The 25,117-nt window shown below is 34.0% G+C and carries 20 protein-coding genes; 9 read left to right on the top strand and 11 right to left on the bottom strand.

Annotation, left to right across the window (positions count from 1 at the left end; translation table 11 throughout):
• Positions 1-124 precede the first annotated feature (124 nt).
• Complete coding sequence (locus SJY24_RS03180) at positions 125-865, bottom strand: LytR/AlgR family response regulator transcription factor (RefSeq protein WP_377863719.1); 741 nt, start codon at positions 863-865, stop codon at positions 125-127.
• Complete coding sequence (lytS, locus tag SJY24_RS03175; RefSeq protein WP_377863718.1) at positions 843-2,612, bottom strand: two-component system sensor histidine kinase LytS; 1,770 nt, start codon at positions 2,610-2,612, stop codon at positions 843-845. Before lytS ends, SJY24_RS03180 begins: the two co-directional genes overlap by 23 nt.
• Before the next feature lie 329 nt (positions 2,613-2,941).
• Between lytS and SJY24_RS03170 the strand changes: the two genes are divergently transcribed.
• Positions 2,942-4,240 (top strand): MFS transporter, encoded by a 1,299-nt coding sequence (locus SJY24_RS03170; protein ID WP_377863717.1) that lies wholly within the window; start codon positions 2,942-2,944, stop codon positions 4,238-4,240.
• A 108-nt stretch (positions 4,241-4,348) separates the two neighbouring features.
• On the opposite strand, the gene SJY24_RS03165 is transcribed toward SJY24_RS03170, so the two are convergent.
• Positions 4,349-5,917: a BCCT family transporter gene (locus SJY24_RS03165; protein WP_377863716.1), complete on the bottom strand. Its 1,569-nt coding sequence runs from the start codon at positions 5,915-5,917 to the stop codon at positions 4,349-4,351.
• Positions 5,918-6,278: 361 nt separating this feature from the next.
• On the bottom strand, positions 6,279-7,349 hold the full coding sequence (locus tag SJY24_RS03160) for a nitric oxide synthase oxygenase (RefSeq protein WP_377863715.1): 1,071 nt from the start codon (positions 7,347-7,349) through the stop codon (positions 6,279-6,281).
• Positions 7,350-7,565: 216 nt separating this feature from the next.
• Between SJY24_RS03160 and sodA the strand changes: the two genes are divergently transcribed.
• A complete protein-coding gene (sodA, locus tag SJY24_RS03155; protein WP_377863714.1) occupies positions 7,566-8,192 on the top strand; it encodes a superoxide dismutase [Mn] in 627 nt (208 codons plus the stop codon).
• Between the two features lie 88 nt (positions 8,193-8,280).
• On the opposite strand, the gene SJY24_RS03150 is transcribed toward sodA, so the two are convergent.
• Together SJY24_RS03150 and SJY24_RS03145 are read right to left on the bottom strand one after the other, a co-directional pair.
• Positions 8,281-9,162, bottom strand: coding sequence for an NAD-dependent epimerase/dehydratase family protein (locus SJY24_RS03150; RefSeq protein WP_377863713.1), 882 nt, complete (start codon positions 9,160-9,162; stop codon positions 8,281-8,283).
• 105 nt (positions 9,163-9,267) lie between these two features.
• On the bottom strand, positions 9,268-9,858 hold the full coding sequence (locus SJY24_RS03145) for an AmiS/UreI family transporter (protein ID WP_377863712.1): 591 nt from the start codon (positions 9,856-9,858) through the stop codon (positions 9,268-9,270).
• Positions 9,859-10,310: 452 nt separating this feature from the next.
• Between SJY24_RS03145 and SJY24_RS03140 the strand changes: the two genes are divergently transcribed.
• Positions 10,311-10,712 (top strand): hypothetical protein, encoded by a 402-nt coding sequence (locus SJY24_RS03140; RefSeq protein WP_377863711.1) that lies wholly within the window; start codon positions 10,311-10,313, stop codon positions 10,710-10,712.
• A 115-nt stretch (positions 10,713-10,827) separates the two neighbouring features.
• On the opposite strand, the gene SJY24_RS03135 is transcribed toward SJY24_RS03140, so the two are convergent.
• Complete coding sequence (locus tag SJY24_RS03135; RefSeq protein ID WP_377863709.1) at positions 10,828-11,646, bottom strand: endo alpha-1,4 polygalactosaminidase; 819 nt, start codon at positions 11,644-11,646, stop codon at positions 10,828-10,830.
• Between the two features lie 298 nt (positions 11,647-11,944).
• On the opposite strand from SJY24_RS03135, the gene SJY24_RS03130 reads away from it, so the two are divergent.
• The 5 genes from SJY24_RS03130 to pelG are packed head-to-tail and all read left to right on the top strand — an operon-like array spanning position 11,945 to position 18,774.
• Complete coding sequence (locus SJY24_RS03130; protein ID WP_377863708.1) at positions 11,945-13,168, top strand: GAF domain-containing protein; 1,224 nt, start codon at positions 11,945-11,947, stop codon at positions 13,166-13,168.
• Positions 13,168-14,088, top strand: coding sequence for a tetratricopeptide repeat protein (locus SJY24_RS03125; RefSeq protein ID WP_377863707.1), 921 nt, complete (start codon positions 13,168-13,170; stop codon positions 14,086-14,088). The genes SJY24_RS03130 and SJY24_RS03125 overlap by 1 nt, the downstream gene beginning before the upstream one ends.
• Positions 14,072-15,904: a DUF2194 domain-containing protein gene (locus tag SJY24_RS03120; RefSeq protein ID WP_377863706.1), complete on the top strand. Its 1,833-nt coding sequence runs from the start codon at positions 14,072-14,074 to the stop codon at positions 15,902-15,904. The genes SJY24_RS03125 and SJY24_RS03120 overlap by 17 nt, the downstream gene beginning before the upstream one ends.
• A 3-nt stretch (positions 15,905-15,907) precedes the next feature.
• A complete protein-coding gene (gene pelF / locus SJY24_RS03115) occupies positions 15,908-17,329 on the top strand; it encodes a GT4 family glycosyltransferase PelF (RefSeq protein WP_377863705.1) in 1,422 nt (473 codons plus the stop codon).
• Positions 17,317-18,774 carry an exopolysaccharide Pel transporter PelG gene (gene pelG / locus SJY24_RS03110; RefSeq protein ID WP_377863704.1) on the top strand — a complete coding sequence of 486 codons (1,458 nt, stop codon included), beginning with the start codon at positions 17,317-17,319 and terminating at the stop codon, positions 18,772-18,774. The genes pelF and pelG overlap by 13 nt, the downstream gene beginning before the upstream one ends.
• A 50-nt stretch (positions 18,775-18,824) precedes the next feature.
• Here pelG and galE read toward each other — a convergent pair whose 3' ends face one another.
• A complete protein-coding gene (galE, locus tag SJY24_RS03105) occupies positions 18,825-19,841 on the bottom strand; it encodes a UDP-glucose 4-epimerase GalE (protein ID WP_377863703.1) in 1,017 nt (338 codons plus the stop codon).
• A 183-nt stretch (positions 19,842-20,024) separates the two neighbouring features.
• A complete protein-coding gene (gene trhA, locus SJY24_RS03100) occupies positions 20,025-20,672 on the bottom strand; it encodes a PAQR family membrane homeostasis protein TrhA (protein ID WP_098765224.1) in 648 nt (215 codons plus the stop codon).
• Positions 20,673-20,836: 164 nt separating this feature from the next.
• Here trhA and SJY24_RS03095 point away from each other — a divergent pair, with 164 nt between their 5' ends.
• Entirely contained in the window at positions 20,837-21,397 is a 561-nt protein-coding gene (locus tag SJY24_RS03095; protein ID WP_377863702.1) for a DUF1836 domain-containing protein, read from the top strand.
• Between the two features lie 35 nt (positions 21,398-21,432).
• Here the strand turns inward: SJY24_RS03095 and SJY24_RS03090 are convergent, their stop codons facing one another.
• Positions 21,433-23,223 carry a S9 family peptidase gene (locus SJY24_RS03090; protein ID WP_377863701.1) on the bottom strand — a complete coding sequence of 597 codons (1,791 nt, stop codon included), beginning with the start codon at positions 23,221-23,223 and terminating at the stop codon, positions 21,433-21,435.
• Positions 23,224-23,572: 349 nt separating this feature from the next.
• Positions 23,573-25,018, bottom strand: a complete 1,446-nt coding sequence (locus tag SJY24_RS03085) for a DEAD/DEAH box helicase (RefSeq protein ID WP_377863700.1) — start codon at positions 25,016-25,018, stop codon at positions 23,573-23,575.
• Positions 25,019-25,117 lie beyond the last annotated feature (99 nt).

The raw sequence follows: 25,117 nt of genomic DNA, 5'->3' as shown, positions 1-25,117 counted from the left end.
CTCTTTCGATTTGGTACCTTTATTGTATAAGATAAAAATAAAACTGTAAGCGTTTACATAACAGAACGTCAAATATACAAAATTAGTTACAAAAATAGGCAGACGAAATACAAAAAGCTGCTTCTTAAATACGAAGCAGCTTTTTAAGTTCTTTTGCATATGTACGGCTAACCGGGACTTTGGATCCCTCTTTCATAATTAAGTTATAAGTCGAATTAAACCACGGCTGTATCTCAGAAATATGATTAATATTAGCAACGAAACTACGATGAACACGCATAAAAATTGTTTGTGGTAATTTCTTTTCCAAAATGACAAGCGTATCATGTGTTACATATGTTTCTTTCATTGTTTTTACAGTTACTTTCCCATCTACAAGCCCTACATAAATAATATCTTCAATGTTAACAAGTACAATTGATTCCTCAATTGGTAATGCTAATTTATGCATCTCGGCCGTTACATCTACACTCTTTACATCTTGCTTTGTTTCTAACTTCATTTGCTTTTGTTTTTTATATTTCTTTAATGTCTGTACGATACGTTCTTCATCAAATGGCTTTAAAATGTAGTCTAACGCATCTACTTCAAATGCTTGCAATGCATATTGATCATAGGCAGTAGCAAACACAATTGAAGGTGGGTTTTTCATTTTCTTTAATATATTTGCGATTTCAAATCCATTATCATCAGATAATTGAATATCTAGAAAAACAATATCTGGTTTGTTTTTCATTAATTCTTCTAATGCATCCTCTACACAATCCGCCTCACCAATTATCTCTACTTCTTTTGTTTGCTCTAATAAATATTTCAATTCATCCCGTGCTAACATTTCATCATCAACTACTAATACTTTTAACACTCCGTTTTTCCTCCTCTACTTTTTTCGGAATCACAAAGAGGATCTTTGTCCCTTGCTCTAATTCACTTTCAATTTGAAGCATTGTCTCTTTCCCAAATAACCCGATAAGTCGCTCATTAATATTGTATAAAGCTGTTCCAGTCCCTTTCTTTGATGGAACTACCATTTTTCCTAATTGCTCTAGACGCTCACTCTCAATCCCTTGTCCATTATCCTTCACTTCAAAATGAACCATCCCCTCCTTTTCAAACACATGTACCTCAACCTGGCACACTGGCTGCTTTTTCGGAAAAGCATGGCGTAGTGCATTTTCAACCAATAGCTGAAGCACAAATGGTGGAACTAAAGTTACCTTTAGTGCTTCTTCAATGTACATCTTCACTTCATACTTGTTCGGAAATCTCGCTTGTTCTAACGATAAATATGCATGTACATGATTCAACTCTTGTTCTAATGGAATAAGTAATTGGCGCGCCCCTTGCAAATTACAGCGAAAATAAACGCTAAGCTGCAATAATAATTTTCTCGCTTTCTCTACATCCGTTCGGCATAGAGCTGATACTGTATTAATTGCATTAAATAAAAAATGCGGATTGATTTGTGCTTGCAGCGCTTTTATCTCAGCATCTTGCAATAACTTACTTTGTAACTCAGCTTCACCTAACTCAAGCTGTGTGGAGAAGATTTTCGCCAACCCTTCCGCTAGCTCTTCTTCAACACGACTTAATTGATTAGAGTTTTTAAAATAAAGCTTTAATGTTCCTATCGTATTCCCATGTGAAGTTAATGGAATAACAACTGCCGCTTGTAATGGGCACCCTTCATGTTGACAATTAATCATCTCACGCGACTTCGCTTTCATTATTTTCCCTGTTTTTAATACGGATTTTGATAAACCTGTTATTAAACTGTGTGACGGAATATGATGATCTGATGCTAATCCAACGTGAGCTAAAATTTCCTCTGTATCTGTTAAGGATACCGCATCCGTTCCCGTAAAGCGGTGAATAATTTGTGCCACATGTTTACAAGATTCTTCTGTTAACCCTTGGCGGAAATATGGTAATGTCTTATCGGCAATTCGTAATACTTTATGTGTTTGCAGAGCTTTTGCATTCTCTTCCTGACGTAAAATAGCTTGTATCATAGAAAGTAAAATAAAACTCCCGAAACTATTCACAAGGATCATCGGTATCGCAATTGTTTTCACGATACTAATTCCATCCTCTACAATTAATAGAATCATGACCATTTCTAAAGAAACGATAAAAACACTTAAAACCGCTGAAAATTTAGGTGTAATTGTACGATTATATTTTTTGAAGATGTATCCAATATAACCTGTTATAATCCCAGCCAAAATTGATGAAATTGCACAACTTACTGCCGTCGTACCGCCAAGCATATAACGATGAATACCCGCAATAGAACCTACTCCAATTCCGACGATAGGCCCACCAAGCAATCCACTAATTCCAACACCCATAATACGTGTATTCGCGATTGTACTCGATGAAGAAACACCTTGTAACCAATTTTCATTCATAATTGTATTCCCTGCTATTTCAATCCCAGTGTAATTGCTTACAATTGTAAACACTGAAAAAATACAAATAAGCTTAAACTTATCTACATATCCATCTTGTCTGTGAAGAAGGCGTCGGAATGTTTTAATATGAGAGAGTAAAAATCCTAAAATAACAATAAGACCGACGCGTTCAATCATCATAAGTACTAAATTTAGCATCTTTAATTCATTCCTTTTTTATATTCGTTAGTTTTATTATGGGAAGATAATGAAGTGGGCGTCAAGAAGAATGAAATATCTTTTGAAATATTTTACATATAATAATTCCCTCTTTATTTGACAATCTAATAGAAGAGTGCTAAAAATAAAGTAATATAATACAGTCCTTTAACCCAACCCCGTGAGGTTGAGAAGGAAGTCGGAATATACTATACGTATGGCCTTTTTTAGGAATACGTATGCTTTTTTGGCCTTCTCATCATATCAGGTGAGAAGGCCTTTTGTTATTCTTCCATAGCGACTGTAGGAGAAAATAAGGAGGAGTAATGATGAACGTCACTACTGATGTACAATCAACAACAGAGGAGACGAAGGAGAAAAGATATAAAACATTATTTGGTTCTGCGCTAGGATATGCGGCGGAAGGTTTAGATATGTTGCTCTTATCTTTCGTACTCGTCTACATTTTAAAAGAATTTCATTTAAGCCCTGTTGAAGGTGGAAACTTAACATTAGCCACCACAATAGGAATGCTAATCGGGTCTTATTTATTTGGATTTATCGCTGATTTATTTGGACGTATCCGTACAATGGCCTTCACAATCTTACTATTTTCACTCGCAACCGCACTCATTTATTTCGCAACAGATTATTGGCAATTATTAATTCTTCGCTTTTTAGTTGGAATGGGAGTTGGTGGTGAATTCGGTATTGGGATGGCCATCGTGACTGAAACATGGTCTAAAGAAATGCGAGCTAAGGCGACATCCGTTGTTGCACTTGGATGGCAATTTGGCGTACTAGTCGCTTCACTCCTTCCAGCATTTATCGTCCCGCATTTTGGATGGAGAGCTGTTTTCTTATTTGGACTCATTCCCGCTTTATTAGCTGTTTACGTCCGCAAAAGTTTAAGTGAACCGAAAATATGGGAACAAAAACAACAATACAAAAAAGAACTGTTACAAAAAGAGGCTGAAGGTAATTTAACAACTACTGAGGCTGAACAACTAAAGCAAATGAAAAAGTTCCCGCTTCGAAAGTTATTTGCCAATAAAAAAGTAACGATAACAACCATCGGTCTTATTATTATGTCATTCATCCAGAACTTCGGGTATTATGGAATTTTCACATGGATGCCAACTATTTTAGCGAATAAATATAACTACACATTAGCAAAAGCGAGCGGTTGGATGTTCATCTCTACGATCGGCATGCTAATTGGAATTGCAACTTTTGGTATTCTAGCCGATAAAATTGGTCGCCGTAAAACTTTTACAATCTATTATGTCGGTGGTACTATATACTGTCTCATTTACTTCTTCTTATTCACAGACTCAACATCATTGTTATGGGGAAGTGCATTGCTTGGATTCTTTGCCAATGGCATGATGGGGGGATTCGGAGCAATTTTAGCTGAAAACTATCCTGCTGAAGCTCGATCGACAGCAGAGAACTTTATTTTTGGTACAGGACGTGGGTTAGCTGGATTTGGACCCGTTATTATCGGCTTACTTGCTGCAGGTGGTAATTTAATGGGAGCACTATCTCTCATCTTCATTATTTATCCAATTGGTTTAGTTACAATGCTATTATGTGTCCCAGAGACGAAAGATAAAGTATTAGAATAGATTGAAACTGTACAGGGTACTATCCCCTTCGAGAAAAGTAGTTAAATAAATAGTAAAGAGGAAGCATCTCAAATGAAATGCTTCCTCTTTTTATATAAATACAATTATTTATTTTGATTTACTAGCTTTTTGGAACAAGAAGGAGGTTTTCTCTTCTTCTTTTACAATACCTTGTTTTAAGGCTAGTTCCCCTGCAACTTTAGGCGCTAGCCATAGCATTGGGAATAACAGAATGGATACTGGAACAGCCGTCACTACAATGAAGGATTGTAGTGCATTAATACTTCCCTCACCCATATATAAAAGAATTGCTGCAACTGCGCCCATAATAAGCGACCAAAAAACTCGTAAGCTAATTCTTGGATCTCCATCTCCGGTCACTGCCATTGAAATGGAATAGGCCATTGAATCTCCTGTTGTAACTACAAATAAAATTGTTAATAAAAGAAATGCCGGTCCGATAATATTAGAAAGTGGTAATTGTTGTGTAATTGCAATCATAGCCGCTGGCATACCCGACTCACTTAATGCCACCGAAATAGATCCTGGCTTCATTAACTCATAAAACACACCAGATCCGCCCAGTATAGTAAACCAAAACGTTGTAATAATAGGTGCGATAATTCCAATTGCAACGATGATTTCTCGGATTGTTCTTCCTCTTGAAATTCGGCTCACTAAAATTGCCATCATCGGTCCGTATCCAATAAACCATCCCCAGAAAAAGATTGTCCACGACCCTAACCAACCTGTATCACCACGATATGTGCCCATTGGAATAAATTCATTTATATAAAATCCAAACGAAGAAACAAATGAATCAATGATAAATCCACCTGGTCCAAACAGTAATACGAATACCATTAATAAAACTGCTAACCTAACATTTAAATTACTTATAATTTGAATCCCTTTATCAATTCCCGTTACCGCAGATATAGTAGAAACAGCTACTACACAAACAATAATGGCTAATTGAGTAGTAAACACATCAGGAATGTTAAACAATGCTTGTAACCCATAACTTGCTTGTAGTCCTAAAAATCCGATTGGACCAATTGTCCCTGCAGCTACCGCAATAATGGCAAATACATCGATCATTGTTCCAAGCCAACTCTTTCGCAATTTCTCTCCAAAAATAGGATATAAAAGCGTTCGAGGTTTTAACGGCATACCTTTATGATAATGCCCGTACATCATAACTACCGCACTAATTGTACCTAAAATCGTCCAAGCCAGGAAACCCCAGTGCATATAACTTTGTGCTAAAGCAGGCATTACCGCTTCTTTCGTTCCAGCAGTTATACCTTCATGTATTGGTGGCACCGTCATCAAATGATACATCGGCTCTGCGGCTGCCCAAAAAACGCCACCTCCGGCAAGTAATGTAGACATAATAATAGCGAGCCATTTTGTCGTACTAATCTCAGGTTTTTCTAGCCCTCCAAGTTTAACTCTCCCATATTTCGAAAACGCCATACACATTGCAACAACAAATGTACCAATTAATAAAACCTGCCAAAAGGCACCAAAGTATTTAATTGAAGCTGCAAAACTGCTATTAATGACTCCCTCTACGTAACTTTTATTTAAAATAACTGCTATTACAAATAATAAAAGTGAGCCACCACTAATAAGAAATACAGGCCAATCCGTTTTTCGACTCTTCATTCTCATTTACACTTCCTCCTTCCTCAGCAATCTAAAAAAACAACTTTATTATGTTTTATCGTTTACACCCAAAACATAATGATTATATAAGCATAATAATTAATCGATTTTCTACACACCTATGTTGTCCCTAAAAATATGCTAAATCCCTTATTTAAAAGAAAATTTCTATTCCTATTACATAAAAAAGCAAAACAAAAGACCTTATATTTCTATAAGGTCTTCGAAACAGAAATTTGATTATAACATAAGGAACTCCTTGGTTCAAAAAGCCCCTTCCAAAAATAACCGAGAGTAAAGGCTTCCATTTGCTACATAACAGTAATTAAAAAAAATTATATTTTGCAGAAAAAAACTATACTAAATATCATTTATGAAAGAAATTCGGCTTCAAAATTTCATTCGGATACGGTTTATGATAAATATGAGTGGTAGCTGGCGACAACGGTGGAATGAGCCACACCCAATTCCCTGTTACAACCCGTCCACAAGCTGCTTCTTGCTTCTCAAATTGTTGGAATTGTTGTGCAGCTGTATGGTGATCTACAATACTAACTCCTTGTTTTTTAAAGGAATGTAATACAGCAATATTCAACTCAATTAGTGCCTTGTCTTTCCATAACGTACCGTTTCTCGATGTATCTAACTCCATCATCTCCGCAACTGCCGGCAGTAAATTATAACGATCATGATCCGCTAGGTTACGCGCCCCAATCTCCGTTCCCATATACCATCCATTGAACGGGGCAGCTGTATAGGAAATACCGCCAATTTCTAAGCGCATATCTGAAATCATTGGAACCCCATACCATTTTGCTCCAAGTGATGAAATAGGGTATTCTGGGTGTTCAATTGGCACTTCTTTTACTTCTTCCCTCGGAATTTCTTTATATATAGGCGCCTTCCCGTTTATAGAAAACACTAGTGGCAATACATCGAAATTCGTACCTTCTCCTTGCCAGCCAAGTTCCTGACAAAAATCCGTAAACGCAGTGGAATGAGAGTCACCAATCACTCCCATTTCTGTTTTATATCCTGCATATCGAATCAATTGGTGATTATAAATTCGTATATTATTTTCTTCACCTTGATATTGCTTAAAAATTGTAATTGTCGGTTTAACTTTCCCATCGTTCGTTGCATATTTAATATGATGAATTAATGCATTATATACACCTTCCTCATCATTTACTTCACGTGCATCTAATATGTGCATCTTACTCCAAAATAGTCTTCCGATACATCGATTACTATTGCGCCATGCCATTCGCGATCCGTGAACAAGTTCTTCAAATGTATGCTCATACGTTCCCGTACTCCCTATTTCAATTTGAATTTCCCTCATACGCTCTTCTATGAATTGTTCTTTATTAAGCTCTTTATAGCAAATCGTAATAAAATGACTCGCTTCCTCTATTAATTGTTTCGTTTTACTCATAAACGATCTCCTTCTATTTCAACAAAACGTTACTACTTTACAGTATAAGCAAAAAGAATAAGAGTCACAAACGAAAGTCGAAGTGTTACTTTTATTGTAATATTTTTCAGAAAATTAAAGAGATTACTATTGACTTGTATGAAAAATAGGTGTAATTTTGACTCAGGTAAACTATTTTTACCTAAACCAACTTTTAGAGGGAAAGGAGGGAATGTTATGCCTTCATTTCAATTGCCAAAACTTTCATATGACTATGATGAACTAGAACCATATATCGATAGCAACACGCTTTCTATTCATCATGGAAAACACCATGCGACATACGTAAATAATTTGAATGCCGCTTTAGAAAACTATACGGAATTACATAATAAATCTTTAGAAGAGTTACTATGTAATTTAGAAACTTTACCAAAGGAAATTGTTACAGCTATCAGAAATAACGGTGGTGGGCATTATTGTCATAGTCTTTTTTGGGAAGTAATGAGCCCACGAGGTGGTGGTGAGCCGAATGGAGACGTTGCAAAAGTAATTGATTATTATTTCAATACCTTTGACAACTTAAAAGATCAACTGTCCAAAGCAGCAATTAGCCGTTTTGGGAGTGGATACGGATGGCTTGTCCTTGATGGTGAAGAACTTACTGTTATGAGTACACCAAATCAAGATACACCTTTGCAAGAAGGAAAGATTCCATTACTCGTCATCGATGTATGGGAACATGCCTATTATTTGAAGTATCAAAATCGGCGTCCAGAATTTGTTACCAATTGGTGGCATACAGTGAACTGGGACCGGGTAAATGAAAAGTATTTACAAGCAATTCAATCACAAAAGCATTAGTCGTGCGTATAAGGTAAGTTTGGTAATGTAAAATTAGTATTGTCGAAATCCTCCAGAATCCCCCGGATTGCCACCGGGGGATTTATGATTATTTCATTGCATGTATGTAATAACGTAATACTTTTTCTATTTCTATTTTCAATTCTCGGAACGGAAATCCTAATTCATTAGCTTTTCCATTATGTAATGTACAATTAATCACTTCATTATAAGGCGCTACATTATCTCCTACTTCTTGAACGAATGCTTTTATTCCCGTATTTTCTTCTATGAAATGAATAACTTCTCGAGTAGAAACTATCCCGTTGCTACAAGCATTAATTGGCCCTTCTATGTCCTTCATCCCGCACCAAGCTAAAACTTGCCCTGCTTCTTTTTCATGTATAAATGACAACTCTCCATCTAGATGATTCACGGCGAAAGGTTCTTGCCTCACAATATGTTCAACGTAAAATTGTAACCTTTTCGTATAATCGTTTTCTCCAATAACAACTGGAAAACGCACTGCAACAACTGGGAATGTTGCTTGTTGAAATAAAACCGCTTCGGCTAACCGCTTGCCTTCACTATAATTGAAGTCATTTCTATCTCCATACGTAATAGCATACTCGTACGGATTAAAGTTCTCTTCTAACAAGCCTATCGCTGGCTCGTAAACAGCCATTGAAGATGTCATAATATATTTCTTCGTTTTTCCTTGTAACACTTCACATATTATCTTCACTGCATTCGAGCTATAGCATAAATTATCGTATACGATATCATAACTTTTATCTTCTAGACGCTCTGCTAGTTGTTTTTCGTCTTCTCTATCTACAATAAGTCTTTTTACTACACTTCCAAAAGAATCTTCCGTAATTCCTCTCGTCGCGATCGTTACATCGTGTCCATCTTGCAAAAGAGCTTCTACTAAATGTTTACCAAAAAATCTTGTTCCCCCTAGTACCAATACTTTTTTCAACTTCATCATCCCCATTTTGATAAATTGTAAAATACTACCTCTATATTATAAATGCTAATATATAAAAAGCATGGAATTAGTTTAACGATTCCATGCTTTTCTACAGAAAATATATTAACGTACTCGATATTTAAAAATACAATAGCAGCAATATAAAATAGAAATTACTGATACATAAACCCATAGTTCATATACGAAGCCTTCTCCCCATACTCCCATGAAATAAAAGAGTGCAGGCAACGTCAATGTTACCCATGATTGTACAAAGGCAATTCTGCCAAGATATTGATTGATATTCTTTTTTTGCGCATTTAACACAAAGAATAAATACCAAAGTAATGCCCACATAAACCATGTTAACGCATTAACAATATCGTGGAATTGAACAAATGAAACGACCATATAGAATAAAGCAATGATTGCTACCCACATACAGAACCAGCCTAGCCCACTACTATCCATTCCTTTAATAAAAGTGACGCCTACATATAAATAAGTTAAACCAAATAAAAAAGTAGCTGCATATGAATATACCGTCCAATTACTTTGATCAGAAATCATAATTAAATAAAACGGTATAATAATTTGTAATGCCCCTACAAATAAATTAAAGATACCTGCGCTTTTCATCTCTACTTTGCCTAATATAACAAGACTATTTAAAAATAAAGCTGCACCTGAAAGTAATAATCCTACATAACCCATATATATTCGTGTGAAAATCTTATGTTTTCACACTGTAACCTCCCCACCATATAAAAATCATATTTTTTATTATCTTTCTTCTTACTTAAAACTACATACATAGTTTTTCATGTTGAAAGTCAGACTTCCTACCTTAAAAAGTGAAATGAAACTACCTTTAATTTCTTGTTTAATCTCATTCAATTTTTCAGTATTTGAAAGTAACAGCATTCCCCTAATACCGCGAATTAAAAACGCTTTCAAAAAGAAATAATCCTATCAAAAAGTTAATAGGATTACTTGATTATAAACGCACTCTAACAACAAGACAAGACCTGGGATGATTTTTAAATTATTCTCTTTTATTTCCATGAAAATTAATAGAATGATTCATTTATACTAGTTCATTCTACTAATCCTTTACATAGAATATTTTAAATTCATATTAATTTCTTTAGAAAGGTAAGATGTATATGTTTCATCATGGAATTCCTCGATATGTAGTTCGTTCAACTGGCGTTTTAACGAAAGAATCTAATACTATTTCTGCTGTAGTTAACATTGTGAACTTGGATAAATACTATCCCCATCACATAACTATAGAAGTATGGGATTGGTCTACTTATTCTACTCCAATAAAGCTTCCCGTACTAGTCGGAGAAAATGTAGAAGCAAGCTTTCCCTACTCTCTCGACAGTAATAACCTTGCCGTTTTTTACGCCGATTTAGATGACACTGTAGATCTATATGAAATTCGAATTTCATATAACGATTACCCCAACATTATTGCAAATTGCTTTGGACGAAGCTTACCACCATATTCAAGCCAAGAAGGTAACACAGTGTACCATAAACAGCTCGTTCGAATTCATTAAGTCCATTATTATGTAATAGGGGCTGGTCAGTAATACATTCATCTCTATAAGATAATCGTATTACTGACCTAAGCTGTCATAGTCAATCATGATAGTTTCCCATTCCTAATAATTGCTATTTATCATAAATATCATTCGGATTAATTGTGGGAATAAATCCATTTATAGAACTATATTTTTTAGATACGTTATTTGGAGTAACGGTAAACGTTACAATTTTATTACTTTGTTGTTTAAAATAGCGCATCCAATTTTGACTCCATTCATCTTTCGCAATAACTTGTTTATTGAAGTCTTCCCACAATACACCATGTATAAAATTCAAGGATGTATTTTTGATTGTGTCAAATCCCCAATTCTGTATAAGAAGCAGGTTGGAATCAACACTTTTAATTTCTTTTAATAAATTTACATATGCTTCTCTAAATTTCCCTTGTGTAGACGGCTGATCATAAAAATAGTCATCAATATCACCAGCTGTATCTAAAAACACCCCATCTATTCCTTTTCCAATAACTTGCTGTTTCACCTTATTCACAACAATCCCACGGTAGTGTTCATCAGCTAAATTCATAATATATGTATCCCACTGCTCAATCTTCATTTTCTTACCATCTCTATAATAATAGTCTGATTCAACTACTTGCGATTTATGCCACGATTCTAATTCTAAAACACTAACATACCCAAGAACTACCGTTCCTGATTTTTTTAATTGCTGAACTTGTTCCTTCGTAAATGCATATGGCTCTATAATAACCATGTCGTACTTTGAAAGTCTCTCAACTACTTGCTCATTTGCTTCACCATAATAAATTTTATAACTTCGTACATTTTTTAAAACTGGTTCCACAACATTTGCTTGTGCGGATGTACTTGAGGAAAAAATAAAAGAAAATATAGCTAAAAAGCATATAGAACGTTTCCACTCCATAATAATATTACCCCCTATACAACTGTAATTTTCTATCGTTTTAAATATTAATACAAATATAGTAATACCATAACATTTAACATTTTTTCAAACTCGATATTTTATAAAAATTCCAATAAATACAATAGATTAACAGAAATTAGAATTTATTTCACTTGAATTTACTACATCTCTGTTGATAAAATGATTTGGGCTTCATATATTATATATCTCAAAATAATTCTTTAAAATTATGTATTTTATTTCAGTGTACTATTCCTCAAAATTAAAATTGCAAACGAAAGAAGGGATTTTTTTTATGCACTATAGACAATCTAATTTATTCCAAAAGATGATTGAACCTACGATTCTCTTTATTGCTCTATTTTTTCTATCAATACTAACTGATGTTCTTACACCAACGTATGAATACTTCTTGCTCTTATTTATTACATTAATTATTTCTAGCCGATATGGCATATCTATTGCCCTTTTTGCCTTTCTGGAAGCAATGATTTATATTTTTATAAGCGGTATATATAAAGAAAATGATGTATTACTGTATTTTTATTCATTAGATCACTGGGTAAGTTGGATTTTCTTACTTGTTATTAGTTTATGTTGCGGACTGATGAGCACTGCACAAAAAGAACGTTATGAAGATGTACATATGATAAATAATGAGTTGAAAGCTGAAAATAAAGAATTAAAATATGTTGTGAAACAATTGGATGAAACACGTATTACACTACGTTCTCGTGTACTTGAATCAAATAACCACTTATCTAAAATGTATCATATGTTTAAAGCCTTAAATCATACACATCCTGAAATTGTACTCGATGAAGGAATGAATGTATTAAAAATGTATTTTGGAGCAAAAAAAATTGGTATCTATCACGTTGATAACAATAAACAATCGCTTCGTATTAAATTAAGAGCTGAAACTGGTAAAAATACATTATCTCAATCTATTTTTGTTAAAAACGCTTCAATAGTCATTAAAAATGCGCTAGCGCATAATCGACCTTTTTTCCGTACAGATGAGGATTTTCAAGACGCTCCACTTTTAGTTGGTCCCGTCCTATTCCAAGATGATGTACAATACGTCATTATATTAGACGAAATCGAGTTTTCAAAAGTAACTTCCGAGCAATTCGAACTTTTCACATGGTATTTACGCTGGATGGGTGATCGTTTACAAAACGCTTCTAATCTTTGGCTATCAAGTCAAGAGGATCGCACATTCCCTAAAACAAGCATTTATTATGAAGATGAATTTGAACATTTACTAAAAATAGAAAAGAAGCGTTACGAAACATTATCTTATCCATATTCCTATTTTGAGTTCAATGCTCCTCAAGATTCCTTAGAAATAATAAATTCTATTTTAAAAGATCATTTACGTGATATTGATATATTCGGTTATGATACGACCGAGCAGAAAATCATGATTTTATTACCTGGCACTGAAGAAAAGTTTTTATTACAAGTTCAAACTCGTATACAAAACGCTCTTTCTTCTAAAGGAGTGGTAGCCTAATGATTTTACTCCTTCTTTATTTTATCTATGCTATTTTGGTTTTTCTTTTATTTCGATTTACGAAAAGTTTGATTACTAAAGATAAAAAAGGAATTATTGAATTTTGCTTGATTCTATCTCTTCTTTTCCCGCTTATCGGACTTATTGTATCAGCAATCATGTTATTACTTAATATAAGACGCTCTAAGACCGAGTGGTTACAGCAATACTCTGAGTATGTTTCCTTTCAAGTTGATAATTACGAAGATATTTTGGAATCAGCGAAACAAGATATGGACTTAATTTCATTTTCTTCTGGATTAGAACTAGATAAGCCTGAATTACATAAGCAACTCATTGTACAGTTAAGCTCCTCCTCTATTCCCAATGAAGGAGGCTTATTGAAAGAAGCCATTCACCATAAAGATCCTGAAACTGTGCATTACGCAGCAACTACTATTAATTTACTAAATGAACGGTACGAAAAACAGATCGAATACTTAAATAAGCAATTTCTACAAAATCCACAAAATGAAATTGCAACAGAATTGGTTTCTAACTATTTAAGATATATAGACAGTGGTCTTCTTTCTAATCAGCAAAAAGAAAAAATAATCGCTGAATTTATGAATTTTATTACACAAAGTGTAGGACTATTCCCTAACGAACCTCTTTACCCTTTCCACCTTGGAAATCTGTTTCTACACACAAAACAATATGCAAAGTCTGAAGAACAATTTTTAAATCTTATTCATCTCTATCCGGAATCATATTACGGTTACGTTGGGTTACTTGAACTATATTATGAGCAAAAGTTATGGGACGAGCTCTATAACTTAATCCATAATCTAGCAGCTGCAAAAAGAGTTCATATACTACCGCGTAAATATCAATTATTTGTAAGGCAGTTTGGAGGCGCACACATTGAAAAAGGGGATTAATATATATATCGGGATTATTAGTATCATTTTATTTCTCTTAATTATATCCATCCTTATATATCGAACAGAAAATTTTTATCAAAAATTTTCTGTTCCTAAAACTAAAGAAACCGATACTATTAAAACACTCAAAGCGAAAGATGTAGCTCAAAATGGACAAAAAATGCAATTATACGTTTTAAAAACGGATAATACATTAGGGCAACAAGTCGAATTTAATACGAAGAAGGCAATGGATTACGCACACCTACACTATAAAGATATTACAGCTAATGAAATTAGGGGACTTACTCCCTCTCCCTATACAGGGATTATTATTACAGGTGAAATAATGGAGCAACTTCCACAAGCTGATATTCAAAACTTTGTAAAAATGGGCGGAAGGATTATTATCGCAAACCGACTTGATTCAGATCCTTCCTGGAACGCATTATTTGGTATTACAAAAAAAGAGGGTTTCAAAGATGCGAAAGGATTAACCTTTGAAGAGGTTTTATTCCCTGGTTATCCAGATCTCTCAAGTTCTTCTCCATTGTTTACTCATAGCTCAATGAATATTACGCTAGATGAGAATACAACTAATACTTGGATTACAGCAGAAGATACTCCCATCCTTTGGACCAATGACTACGGTGAAGGGAAAGTCTTATATTGGAATACAACAGCATTGAACGATAAATTAGGTAGAGGTATGTTCGTTCAATCACTGGGTACTATTTTCCCGACTTTCGCTACAGCACAACTTGGAGCGGAGATTATGTATATCGATGACTTCCCATCTCCAATTCCAAGTGGAGAACTAAAAAACTTAACAACAGAAAAAATTTCTGTTGAAGAATTTTATAAAAAACATTGGTGGAAAAATATGAAGGATATCTCTGAAGAGCTTGATATTAAATATACGGGTGTTGCAATTGGGACATACCAAAATAAAGTAACACCACCTTTTGAAGACTTCACAGGTAAAAATAGAAATACCTATTTATTATTTGGGAGAGAATTATTAAGCCACGGTGGAGAAATCGGTATTCATGGCTATAACCATCAACCTTTATTATTACCACCAGACCCAGTAGATAAAGCACTTGAATATATTCCGTGGAATTCAAAAGAGGATATGGAGAGCTCTTTAGATGCTCTACAAAAACTCGTGTATAACTTCTTTCCAAACGAAAAACTAAAAACCTATGTACCACCATCCAATATTATAAATACAACTGGATTAAGTGCATTAAACGAAGCGGTTCCAACTATGGAAACAGTTGCTTCTCTATATGTGGGAAGTACAAGTAACGGCAGTTTAATTCAAGAATTTGGACCAGATGAACAAAACAAAAACATTTATCACTTCCCGCGTATTACGAGTGGCTATGCTATTACAGATGAAGAGCAATTTATCTTAACCGATGTTACCGCAAATTTAGGAGTTATCTCACATTTCGTCCATCCAGATGATATCCTTGATGAAAAACGCTCGGGTAACTTAACATGGGAAGAATTATTTAAAGCTTATAAAACGACAATTAAAGAAATACGAGAACGATACCCTTATATAAAAAGTATGACCCAAAGTGAAGCAACTGCTTCTATGAAAATTTATCAAACTGGTGACCTAGATGTTTCTTATGAAGATGATGCTGTTCACATTGCATATAAAGGGTTACCAAACCATACTTCAACAATTATACGTGTAGAAGAAGGTAAGAAGATACAAACTGGCTCCTTCTCTTACGGCACAGTTAAAAAGCTTGATTCCCAAATTTATAGCGTTACGTTAACGAAAGCCAGCGCTACGATCCCAATTAAAGGAGAATAACAGATGAGAATAGGTTTGGTCGTTGAAGGCAGCTACCCCTTTGTAAGTGGAGGGGTAGCAAGCTGGGTTCAAATGATTATCCAACAGTTTAAAGAACATGAATTTACGATTTTTGCGATAGTTCCTCAAGTAAAAACAGAAGATGAATATCAATATGAAATTCCAAGCAACGTAAAAGATATCATTATGATTCCTTTGCAATCAGAAAATGAATTAAAACATATAAAAACTAATTTAACTAAACAAGAAGTACAGACACTTCAAAAATGGTTTACATTTCAAGCCAACGATACAACAGCATTACAAATATTAGGGAATAAACAAAAGCTAGGAACACTCCATTCCTTCTTCGAAAGCCGTGAGTTTTATAAAATTGTTAAAGAAAGCTATTTATATGAAGAAAGTAGTGGCTCCTTCTTAAATTATTTTTGGATGTGGAGATCTATGTTCACACCAATCATTCAAATTTTACAAATTGATTTTCCTGAATTAGATCTTATTCATTCTGTATCGACAGGTTATGGTGGACTGCTTGGTGCTGCAATTAGCGCCAATTCTGATATACCATTTATTCTAACTGAACACGGTATTTATTCTCGGGAGCGTGAAGAAGAAATACTACAATCTACTTGGATACCAATTGAATACAAAAAAAGATGGGTTTCTTTCTTTCATCACTTGTCTCATCAAGCATATGAACAAGCAGCTGATGTAATTACGTTGTTCGGCCGAAATAGTGCATATCAAAAAGAATTAGGTGCCCCGGCTCATAAACTAAAAATCGTTCCAAATGGCGTTACTTTATCTGACTATAAAGGATTACGTAAACCAAAGTATAATTCGGATAAACTCATCATTTCCGCTATTATACGAGTTGTGCCAATTAAAGATGTAAAAACAATGATTTATGCAGCTAAATTATTATCCGAAAAAAATATTCCATTTATATTTTACTTACTAGGTCCCGATACGGAAGAAGCAGAATATGCTCAGGAATGTCGTGATTTAATTCAACAATTAGGATTAGAAGAGCATGTAATAATGACCGGTAAAGTAAATATTAAAGATTACTTAAAACAAACAGATATTCTCGTATTAACAAGTATATCCGAAGGACAACCATTAGCTATGTTAGAAGGAATGGCGGCAGGATTACCATGGGTTGTTACAGATGTAGGTTCTTGTAGGGAGTTAATTTACGGGCAAGACGAAGATCCTTACGGGCAATGTGGATTTGTTGTACCACCTGTATCTCCTGAGCAAGTTGCCATTCATTTAGAGTGGTATTATCGTCACCCTGAATCCATTCAACAATTTGGGGATAATGGGCGCAATCGTATTGAAGCGCATTATCAATTATTAGGTGTCGTTGATAGTTATCGTAAGCTTTACTTAGAAAGAGGTAAAAAAACATGGCAGGAATAGGATTTCGTTTACAAAAATTATTCCAAGAAGACTACTATTCTTCAAGAATAAAAGCATACGGATTTTCATTATTTGTTACAGCTGGTCCGTGGTTAGTCGTCATTTTAGCAGTAACAGCTATTCGATACATTTTAAGTTTGTTCCATTCTATTTCAATTGAGGAACAGCGCCTTTTCACAATTTCAATTTCATACTGCTTTATTTTTTCTCAAATCATATATGGTGCCCTGCAGCTCATCGTAACTAGATATGTGGCTGACCTTTTATACGAGCAAAAAGCTGATAAAGTATTTTCTTCCTTTTTAGGAATGACGAAAATCACACTTTTCTTAGCTATTATCTTATGGCTTTTGTTTGCAATTTTTACACCATTAGCCTTGTATTATAAAATCGTAATGCTATTTTTATTTTTAGCTTTAAATATCATTTGGATTCAATCCATTTATTTAACAGCAGCTAAAGATTATCAGTCCATCGCTCTTGCATTTTTAATTGGTTCCATTTTCTCCTTATCTGGAATTGCACTTATAGCTTACTGGCATCCAACACTCGGAATAGAACATGGATTTGCCCTATTACTTTTAATTTCTTTTACAATCGGGACTTTCATTACATTAGTGTGGTTAAGTATAGTTATTGTACGAATGTTTCCAAATAGTGATGCTACTGAACAATTTACCTTTCTTACTTATTTAGATAAATATCCAGAACTATTTTGGTCGAGCCTACTTTATAATATTGGCATTTGGGTATGTAACATTGTTATTTGGTTCGGAGAAGGGCGAGGAAATATTGAAAACACATTCATTTATCATCAAATATATGATACCTCTGTTTTCTGGGCTTATTTAAGCATTATCCCAACTTATATTTTCTTCGTAGTATCCATTGAAACAAGATTTTATGAACGGTATAAGAAGTTCTTCGGTTCAGTTAACAATGGGGCAACATTAAATACAATTTTACAATTAAAAGAATCAATGAACTTTGTCCTAAAACAAGAAATGGAACGAATACTTCGTAATCAAGGTATTTTTTCTTTACTTATTATTTTTATAATATGGATGTTTAGTTCACAATCTGGGAATGTAACACTTGAATACTCTATTTTGCAGCTGACTATAATTGGCGCTTATGCAAACGGTATGGTCCTTGTTATTACGTTACTACTCTTATATTTTGAAGATCGTAAAGGGGCATTTCGAACATCGGCTCTGTTCTTTTTTGCAAACCTGTTATTAAGTCTTCTTCTACTACCATTTGGATTCAATGGTTACGGTATTAGCTTTGCACTCGGATCTTCTATTACATTCTTATATGCTATTTCTAGACTCTTTACTTATATTAAAGATATTGATTACTATACATTTTGTCAGTCAAATGCTCCTATAAAACGACGAACTTTCTTTACTAAATTTGCTAATAAACTTAATGGAAATAAATAAATAAAAAAATGACCTTTTGCTCCCGCAAAAAGGTCATTTTTATTTATTTATTAAACTTCTAGATAACCATTTTTGTTATTTGATTGCCATCTCCAAGAGTCTGCACACATCTCTTCTAATCCGCGTAGTGCTTCCCATCCTAATTCACGCTTCGCTTTTGATGCATCTGCAAAACATACTGCAACATCACCAGGACGACGTTCCGTAATTTTATAAGGAACTTCCTTGCCTGAAACTTTTTCAAATGCTTCAACCATTTCTAATACACTATAACCAGTACCTGTACCAAGGTTGTATGCATCTATCCCAGTAGTGCCAAGTACCTTTTCAAGCGCCTTTACATGGCCATTTGCTAAGTCTACAACATGAATATAATCACGGACACCCGTGCCGTCTTTTGTTGGATAATCATTTCCAAATACACTTAATTCCTTTAACTTCCCTACCGCTACTTGTGTTACATATGGCATTAAGTTATTTGGAATTCCATTTGGATCTTCTCCAATACGCCCACTTTCATGCGCGCCAAATGGGTTGAAGTAACGAAGTAATGCAATACTCCACCCTGCATCCGCAAATGCTACATCACGCATAATTTGCTCAATCATTAATTTTGTTTGACCATATGGATTTGTTGCACTTAATGGAAACTCCTCCGTAATTGGTGATGTTTCTGGGATGCCATACACTGTTGCAGACGAACTGAAGATCATCTTCTTCACATCATGCTTCTGCATCACTTCACATAGCACTAATGTGCTTGTAATGTTGTTATGATAATACGTTAACGGAATTGCTACTGATTCTCCTACGGCCTTAAAGCCTGCAAAGTGAATAACAGCTTCAATTGTATTTTCTTCAAAAATCATATCAAGTGCTTCGCGATTTAAAATATCTTCTTTATAAAACTTAAACTGTTTTCCTGTTATCTCTTTCACCCGATTTATAGACTCTACCGAGCTGTTCGAAAGATTATCTACTACTATAATTTCGTAACCGTTTTTTAGTAATTCTACGCATGTATGACTACCAATATATCCTGCTCCACCTGTTACAAGTATTGCCATAATTATAGTCCTCCATATTTCATTCATTATAAACTTCTCAAAGTATATCACATATTTCTTATCCCATGTTTATTATGCGAACACAGAAACTTACATTTTATCCCATACTTATTTTGTACAATACAAGATTCCAATCAGGTAATAAAAAAACGCCACATAACAGCATCGCGTGGCGTTTTTTTATCAAATTACGTAACAATATACACTTAGAAAATGCGCAAGACTACCTAACAATACAAAAACATGAAAAATTTCATGGTGTCCCATATATTTAAACTCCAACCATTTTGGCTTCGCACCGTAAATAAAACCACCAATTGTATAAAAAATACCTCCAAGTACTAAGAAAATAATACCTCCTGTACTTAAATTATCAGCTAGCGGTGCAAAGAATAGAACAATTAACCAACCCATCAGAAGATAAATTGCTGTCGATAACCATCTTGGACAATTAAACCAAAACATTTTAAAAACAATACCACAAATTGCCGTTGCATAAACTAAACAAAATAATAGTAAACCATTTGCCGAATTTAATGTAATTAAGCAAAAGGGTGCATATGTACCTGCAATTAATATAAAAATCATAGAATGATCTAGCTTCCTAAAGAAATAAATAACACGTTCACTGGCTACGACACTATGGTACACTGCTGACGCCATATAAAGGACCATCATCCCGATACCAAATAAAATAACAGCTGTAATTGCAGCAAAAGATGGCATCTTAACAGAAACTTTCACAATCATAGCTAATAATGCAATAAATGATAATACAGCTCCTCCTAAGTGAGTAAATGCATTAACCGGTTCTCTTACATAAGCATTCATATAAACACCCCTCATATAATTACATGTAGTTTTCATAACTACATGTAATTATATACACATTATTCGTACGGGTCAACATTTACATTTCATTTGTTTCGTAATACCATATTTAAAGATATACTAAACATTAAGTTCCACTAAGTTATAAAAGTGAGGGGTTCTACGTGGAAAATATAAATAAATTACTTGAATCATTACATTTAGAAAAAAATATTAAACTTGAGGATATCCCAAATGTCGACTTATATGTAGACCAAGTCGTTCAACTATTTGAGAATACTTATGCGGATACAACGAGAACTGATGATGAAAAAGTATTAACAAAAACAATGATTAACAATTACGCAAAAGGGAAATTATTCATCCCTATCAAAAATAAAAAGTACTCAAAAGAGCATATGATTTTAATCAGCTTAATTTATCAATTAAAAGGAGCCCTTTCCATTAATGATATAAAAAACTCCTTAGAAAATATAAATGCACCGTTAATAAACGATGATACATTCGAATTAAACACTCTATATAAAGATTATCTTTCTCTTACTGAAACCAACGTGGAAAGCTTTAAACAAGACGTAAATAAACGTGTTACGGATGTAAACGAGGTTTCTTCCTTAGAAGATCCAACGCTAGAAAAGCTTTTATTACTAACATCCTTCGTGACTATGAGTAATATGTATAGACGTTTAGCGGAAAAATTAGTTGATGATTTAAAGGAATCTTAAACAAATAAATGGCACCCTTAAGGGTGCCATTTATTTCACTTATGCTTTGCTAAAAATTCTGTTATACGACGATATACATATATCTCATTTTCTTTCTTTGAAAATCCATGCCCTTCATCTTCAAGTACAATGTATTCTACATCGACTTCTTTTTCTTGCAATGCTCGAAAAATTTGATCCGATTCTGTCTTTACAACTCGAGGGTCATTTGCCCCCTGAACGATAAGAAGTGGCTTTTTCATTTGATTCAAATATGTGATTGGTGAACCTTTCATAAGCTTATCCTTATCTTTCTCAACATCACCAATAAAACTAACAGCAATTGGCTTCCATTCTTCTGGCATAGAATCAATAAAGCTAAATAAACTACTAGGTCCAAAAAGATCAATAGCTGCCCGAAAACATTCTGAATGGCGCCCATAAAGTAATAGAGTCATATACCCACCATAACTTCCACCCATAACAAATAATTTATCTGCAGTTGAAATACCTTGTTCAAACAACCACTCTATTCCTGCCACACAATCTAAGCGTGGAGCCTCTCCCCAATCACCCTCGATCATTTTTGTAAATGTTGAACCATATCTCGTACTTCCTCTAAAGTTTGGTGCGAAAATATTATATCCTTGTCTTAATAAATATTGAAACAATGCAGTAAAGTCCTTTACCTCAGCCCATTGTGGACCACCATGGGGCCAAAATATTGTATATCCGTTTTGTACCTCTTCATTTGCTCGAAATAATAATGCCTCTATCTTTAATCCATCAAATGAAGAATATGTTATAATATCTGGTTCAACAAAAGAAGATTCAGATAGACCAATAACATAATTTTTTGTCAACATCTCCCACTCTGTACTTTCATTTTCCTTACAATAAATATTTGCTGTTTTCGTTGCACTTTCACCTAATAAATATAATTTTTTAGATTTGGAAATATCGATTTGTTTTATCGTATCTACTGGAGTATCTAATAGAATTAATTCCTTTGTATCCCATACAAATTTGTATAACCTATCTTCAACACCTTTCGATGTAACGATGTAACTAGTTTTCGTTTCTGCATGCCATTTTATAGTGGATACTTCCTCATTCTCTATTTTACATATTGGTTTGAATTCCTGTTTATCCAAATCAAAAGAAGCCACATAAGAAAACTCTTCTTCATAATTTGTAACAAAAATCACCGTATTTTCATCGATATAGCAAATAGAAGTTATAATATGTTCTTTTTCGCTGGAAGGTACCATACAAATAAGTTCCTCCCCCTTTTTCACATATCCTACATTATATGTATTTCCATACGACTTTAAGACAATAAAGCTTGATTCATTTGGACTCACTGCACTCAAATATGTAGGTGTCTCTACGCCCGTACAGAGGAGAATATCTTCTTTTGTACGCAAATTATAACAACGAGAATTAAAGAATCTTGGATTATCTTTACTTGTAACATAATATAATCGTTCTCCATCCTCTGTTAAATGTACATAATAATCCTTTTCTTTCTCTCCTGCTGGAATTAATTCAAGCAATTCTCCACCCTCTGGTTTTAATGCATAAATATGATAATTTTCATCACCATCATTATCAAATCCAGCTAAAATAAACCGATTTAAAGGATCGACTTTAATAAAATTGCTTGATTGATTACAATATGTTAACGGATAGGGAGATAAGTTTGGTAAATCCATCGCCCATAAATTAGCATGACCATTTAAGTTTGTACTAAAAATTAATCTTTTTTCATCTCCACTCACTGTAAACTTACTAATACGATACGATCTAAAAAATTGCTCAGCATCTGCTTTTGGAAATTGAATCATCTTTCTTCCTCCATTACATTTTTTGTTCGAAAATTCGGACTAATATATATAAACTTTCTTCATTTTCCTGTTTATCCCTTTTCCTTTTTAGATTTTCTTCAAACTCCTAGTTCCCTTATTAACATTTCAAAATGAACTTATGATAAGTCATGTGAAAAAGTTTTTCGGACAACCTCTTCCATCTTTAAATTTCACGTGCAAGGTCAACTGTTCATCATTGAAGCAAATATAGCTATCCAGTCTCCCTAAAATACTCCGCCATCCTTATACTTGTTACTTTATTTATATACCCACTTCTTTCGAGCAAAACAAAAAACTATCCACCTATTAAAGTGGATAGTTTTTTTGTTTATTTAATCGCTTCATGAACCTTTAATTGTTTCCCTTTAATCGTTGTGTTTTTCATGATTTTTAAAACAAGTGGTCCTTTTCCATTTAATATTTCAACGTAAGAAACATTGTCTTGTATTGTAATAATGCCTATATCTTCTGCTGTAACACCTTTAATTTTAGCAATTGTACCGACGAAATCTACCGCCCTGATTTTCTTTTTCTTCCCGCCATTAAAGTACAATTTCATAATTCCTTTGTTTAGGTCCGCATTTTTATCTTTCTTTATAATTGGTTTAGCATGTATCTTTTCCTCAAATACTGCTTTCCCTTTCATAACTTCTTCCTTTGAAGGTGCAAGCGCTTTTGGAATTTCAAAGCCGATGTACTCCTCAATCTCTTCTAAAAATCTATTTTCATACGGTGTTATGAATGTAATAGCTTTTCCTTTATTACCAGCTCGTCCCGTTCTTCCCGTACGATGTACATAACTTTCTTTTTCTAATGGAATATCATAGTTAATAACATGTGTAATATTATCAATATCAATTCCTCTAGCTGCTACGTCTGTCGCTACTAAATAACGGAACTTTCCTTTTCTAAAATCGTCCATAACTTCAAAACGATCTTCTTGTACCATACCACCATGTATTTTGTCACAAGGATAGTTAACGCGATCTAATTGTTTAAATACGTGATCTACATTTTCTTGTGTACGGCAAAAAATAATACAACTATCTGGATTCTCAATCGTTGTTACATCTTTAAGAAGTGAAAGCTTCTCCTCTTCTCTAGTCTCAAAAAGTGTATGTTCAATTTTATCTGTTGTAATCCCAGCAGCCTTAATTTCAATATGCGCTGGCGAATCCATATACTTACGAGATAATTTTTCAACATCTTCTGGAAGTGTTGCTGAAAATAACATTGTCATTCGTTTTGTAGGTAACTCGTCAATAATTGCCTCTACTTGATCAATAAAGCCCATATTCAACATTTCATCTGCTTCGTCAATAACTAAATACTTCAAACACTCTAAAGAAAGGGTACCTTTTTCAATATGATCTAACACACGGCCAGGGGTCCCAACTACAATATGTGTCTTTTGCTTTAACTCTAATTTTTGACGCGCGAATGGAGATTTACCATAAACTGCAGCAGCCTTAATTCTTTTGAATCGGCCTATATTCGTAATATCTTCTTTCACTTGCACCGCAAGCTCTCTCGTCGGTGTTAAAACTAAAGCTTGTGGCTTATTCTCTTCCCACTCCACCATTTCACAAAGCGGTATACCGAATGAAGCCGTTTTTCCACTTCCAGTCTGTGATTTCACGACAAGGTCTTTCTTTTGCAAGGCAACTGGAATAACCTCTCCTTGCACTTCCGTTGGATGTTCATAGCCTAAACCAGTAAGTGCTCTTACAATTTCTTTACTTAATGCATAATCAGCAAAATTTTTTTTACTCATATATTAACCTCTTTTTATGATATATTATTTTCTTTTTTCGCTTTTCCTATCACTGAATCATCATATACGTTATTATCACCTTATTCATTATACTTGAAA

The sequence above is a fragment of the Bacillus sp. R86525 genome (assembly GCF_042466195.1).
GTDB classification, from domain to species: domain Bacteria; phylum Bacillota; class Bacilli; order Bacillales; family Bacillaceae_G; genus Bacillus_A; species Bacillus_A nitratireducens.
Note: the sequence above shows the minus strand (reverse complement) of the source record. Positions and strands in the feature narration are given on the sequence as shown.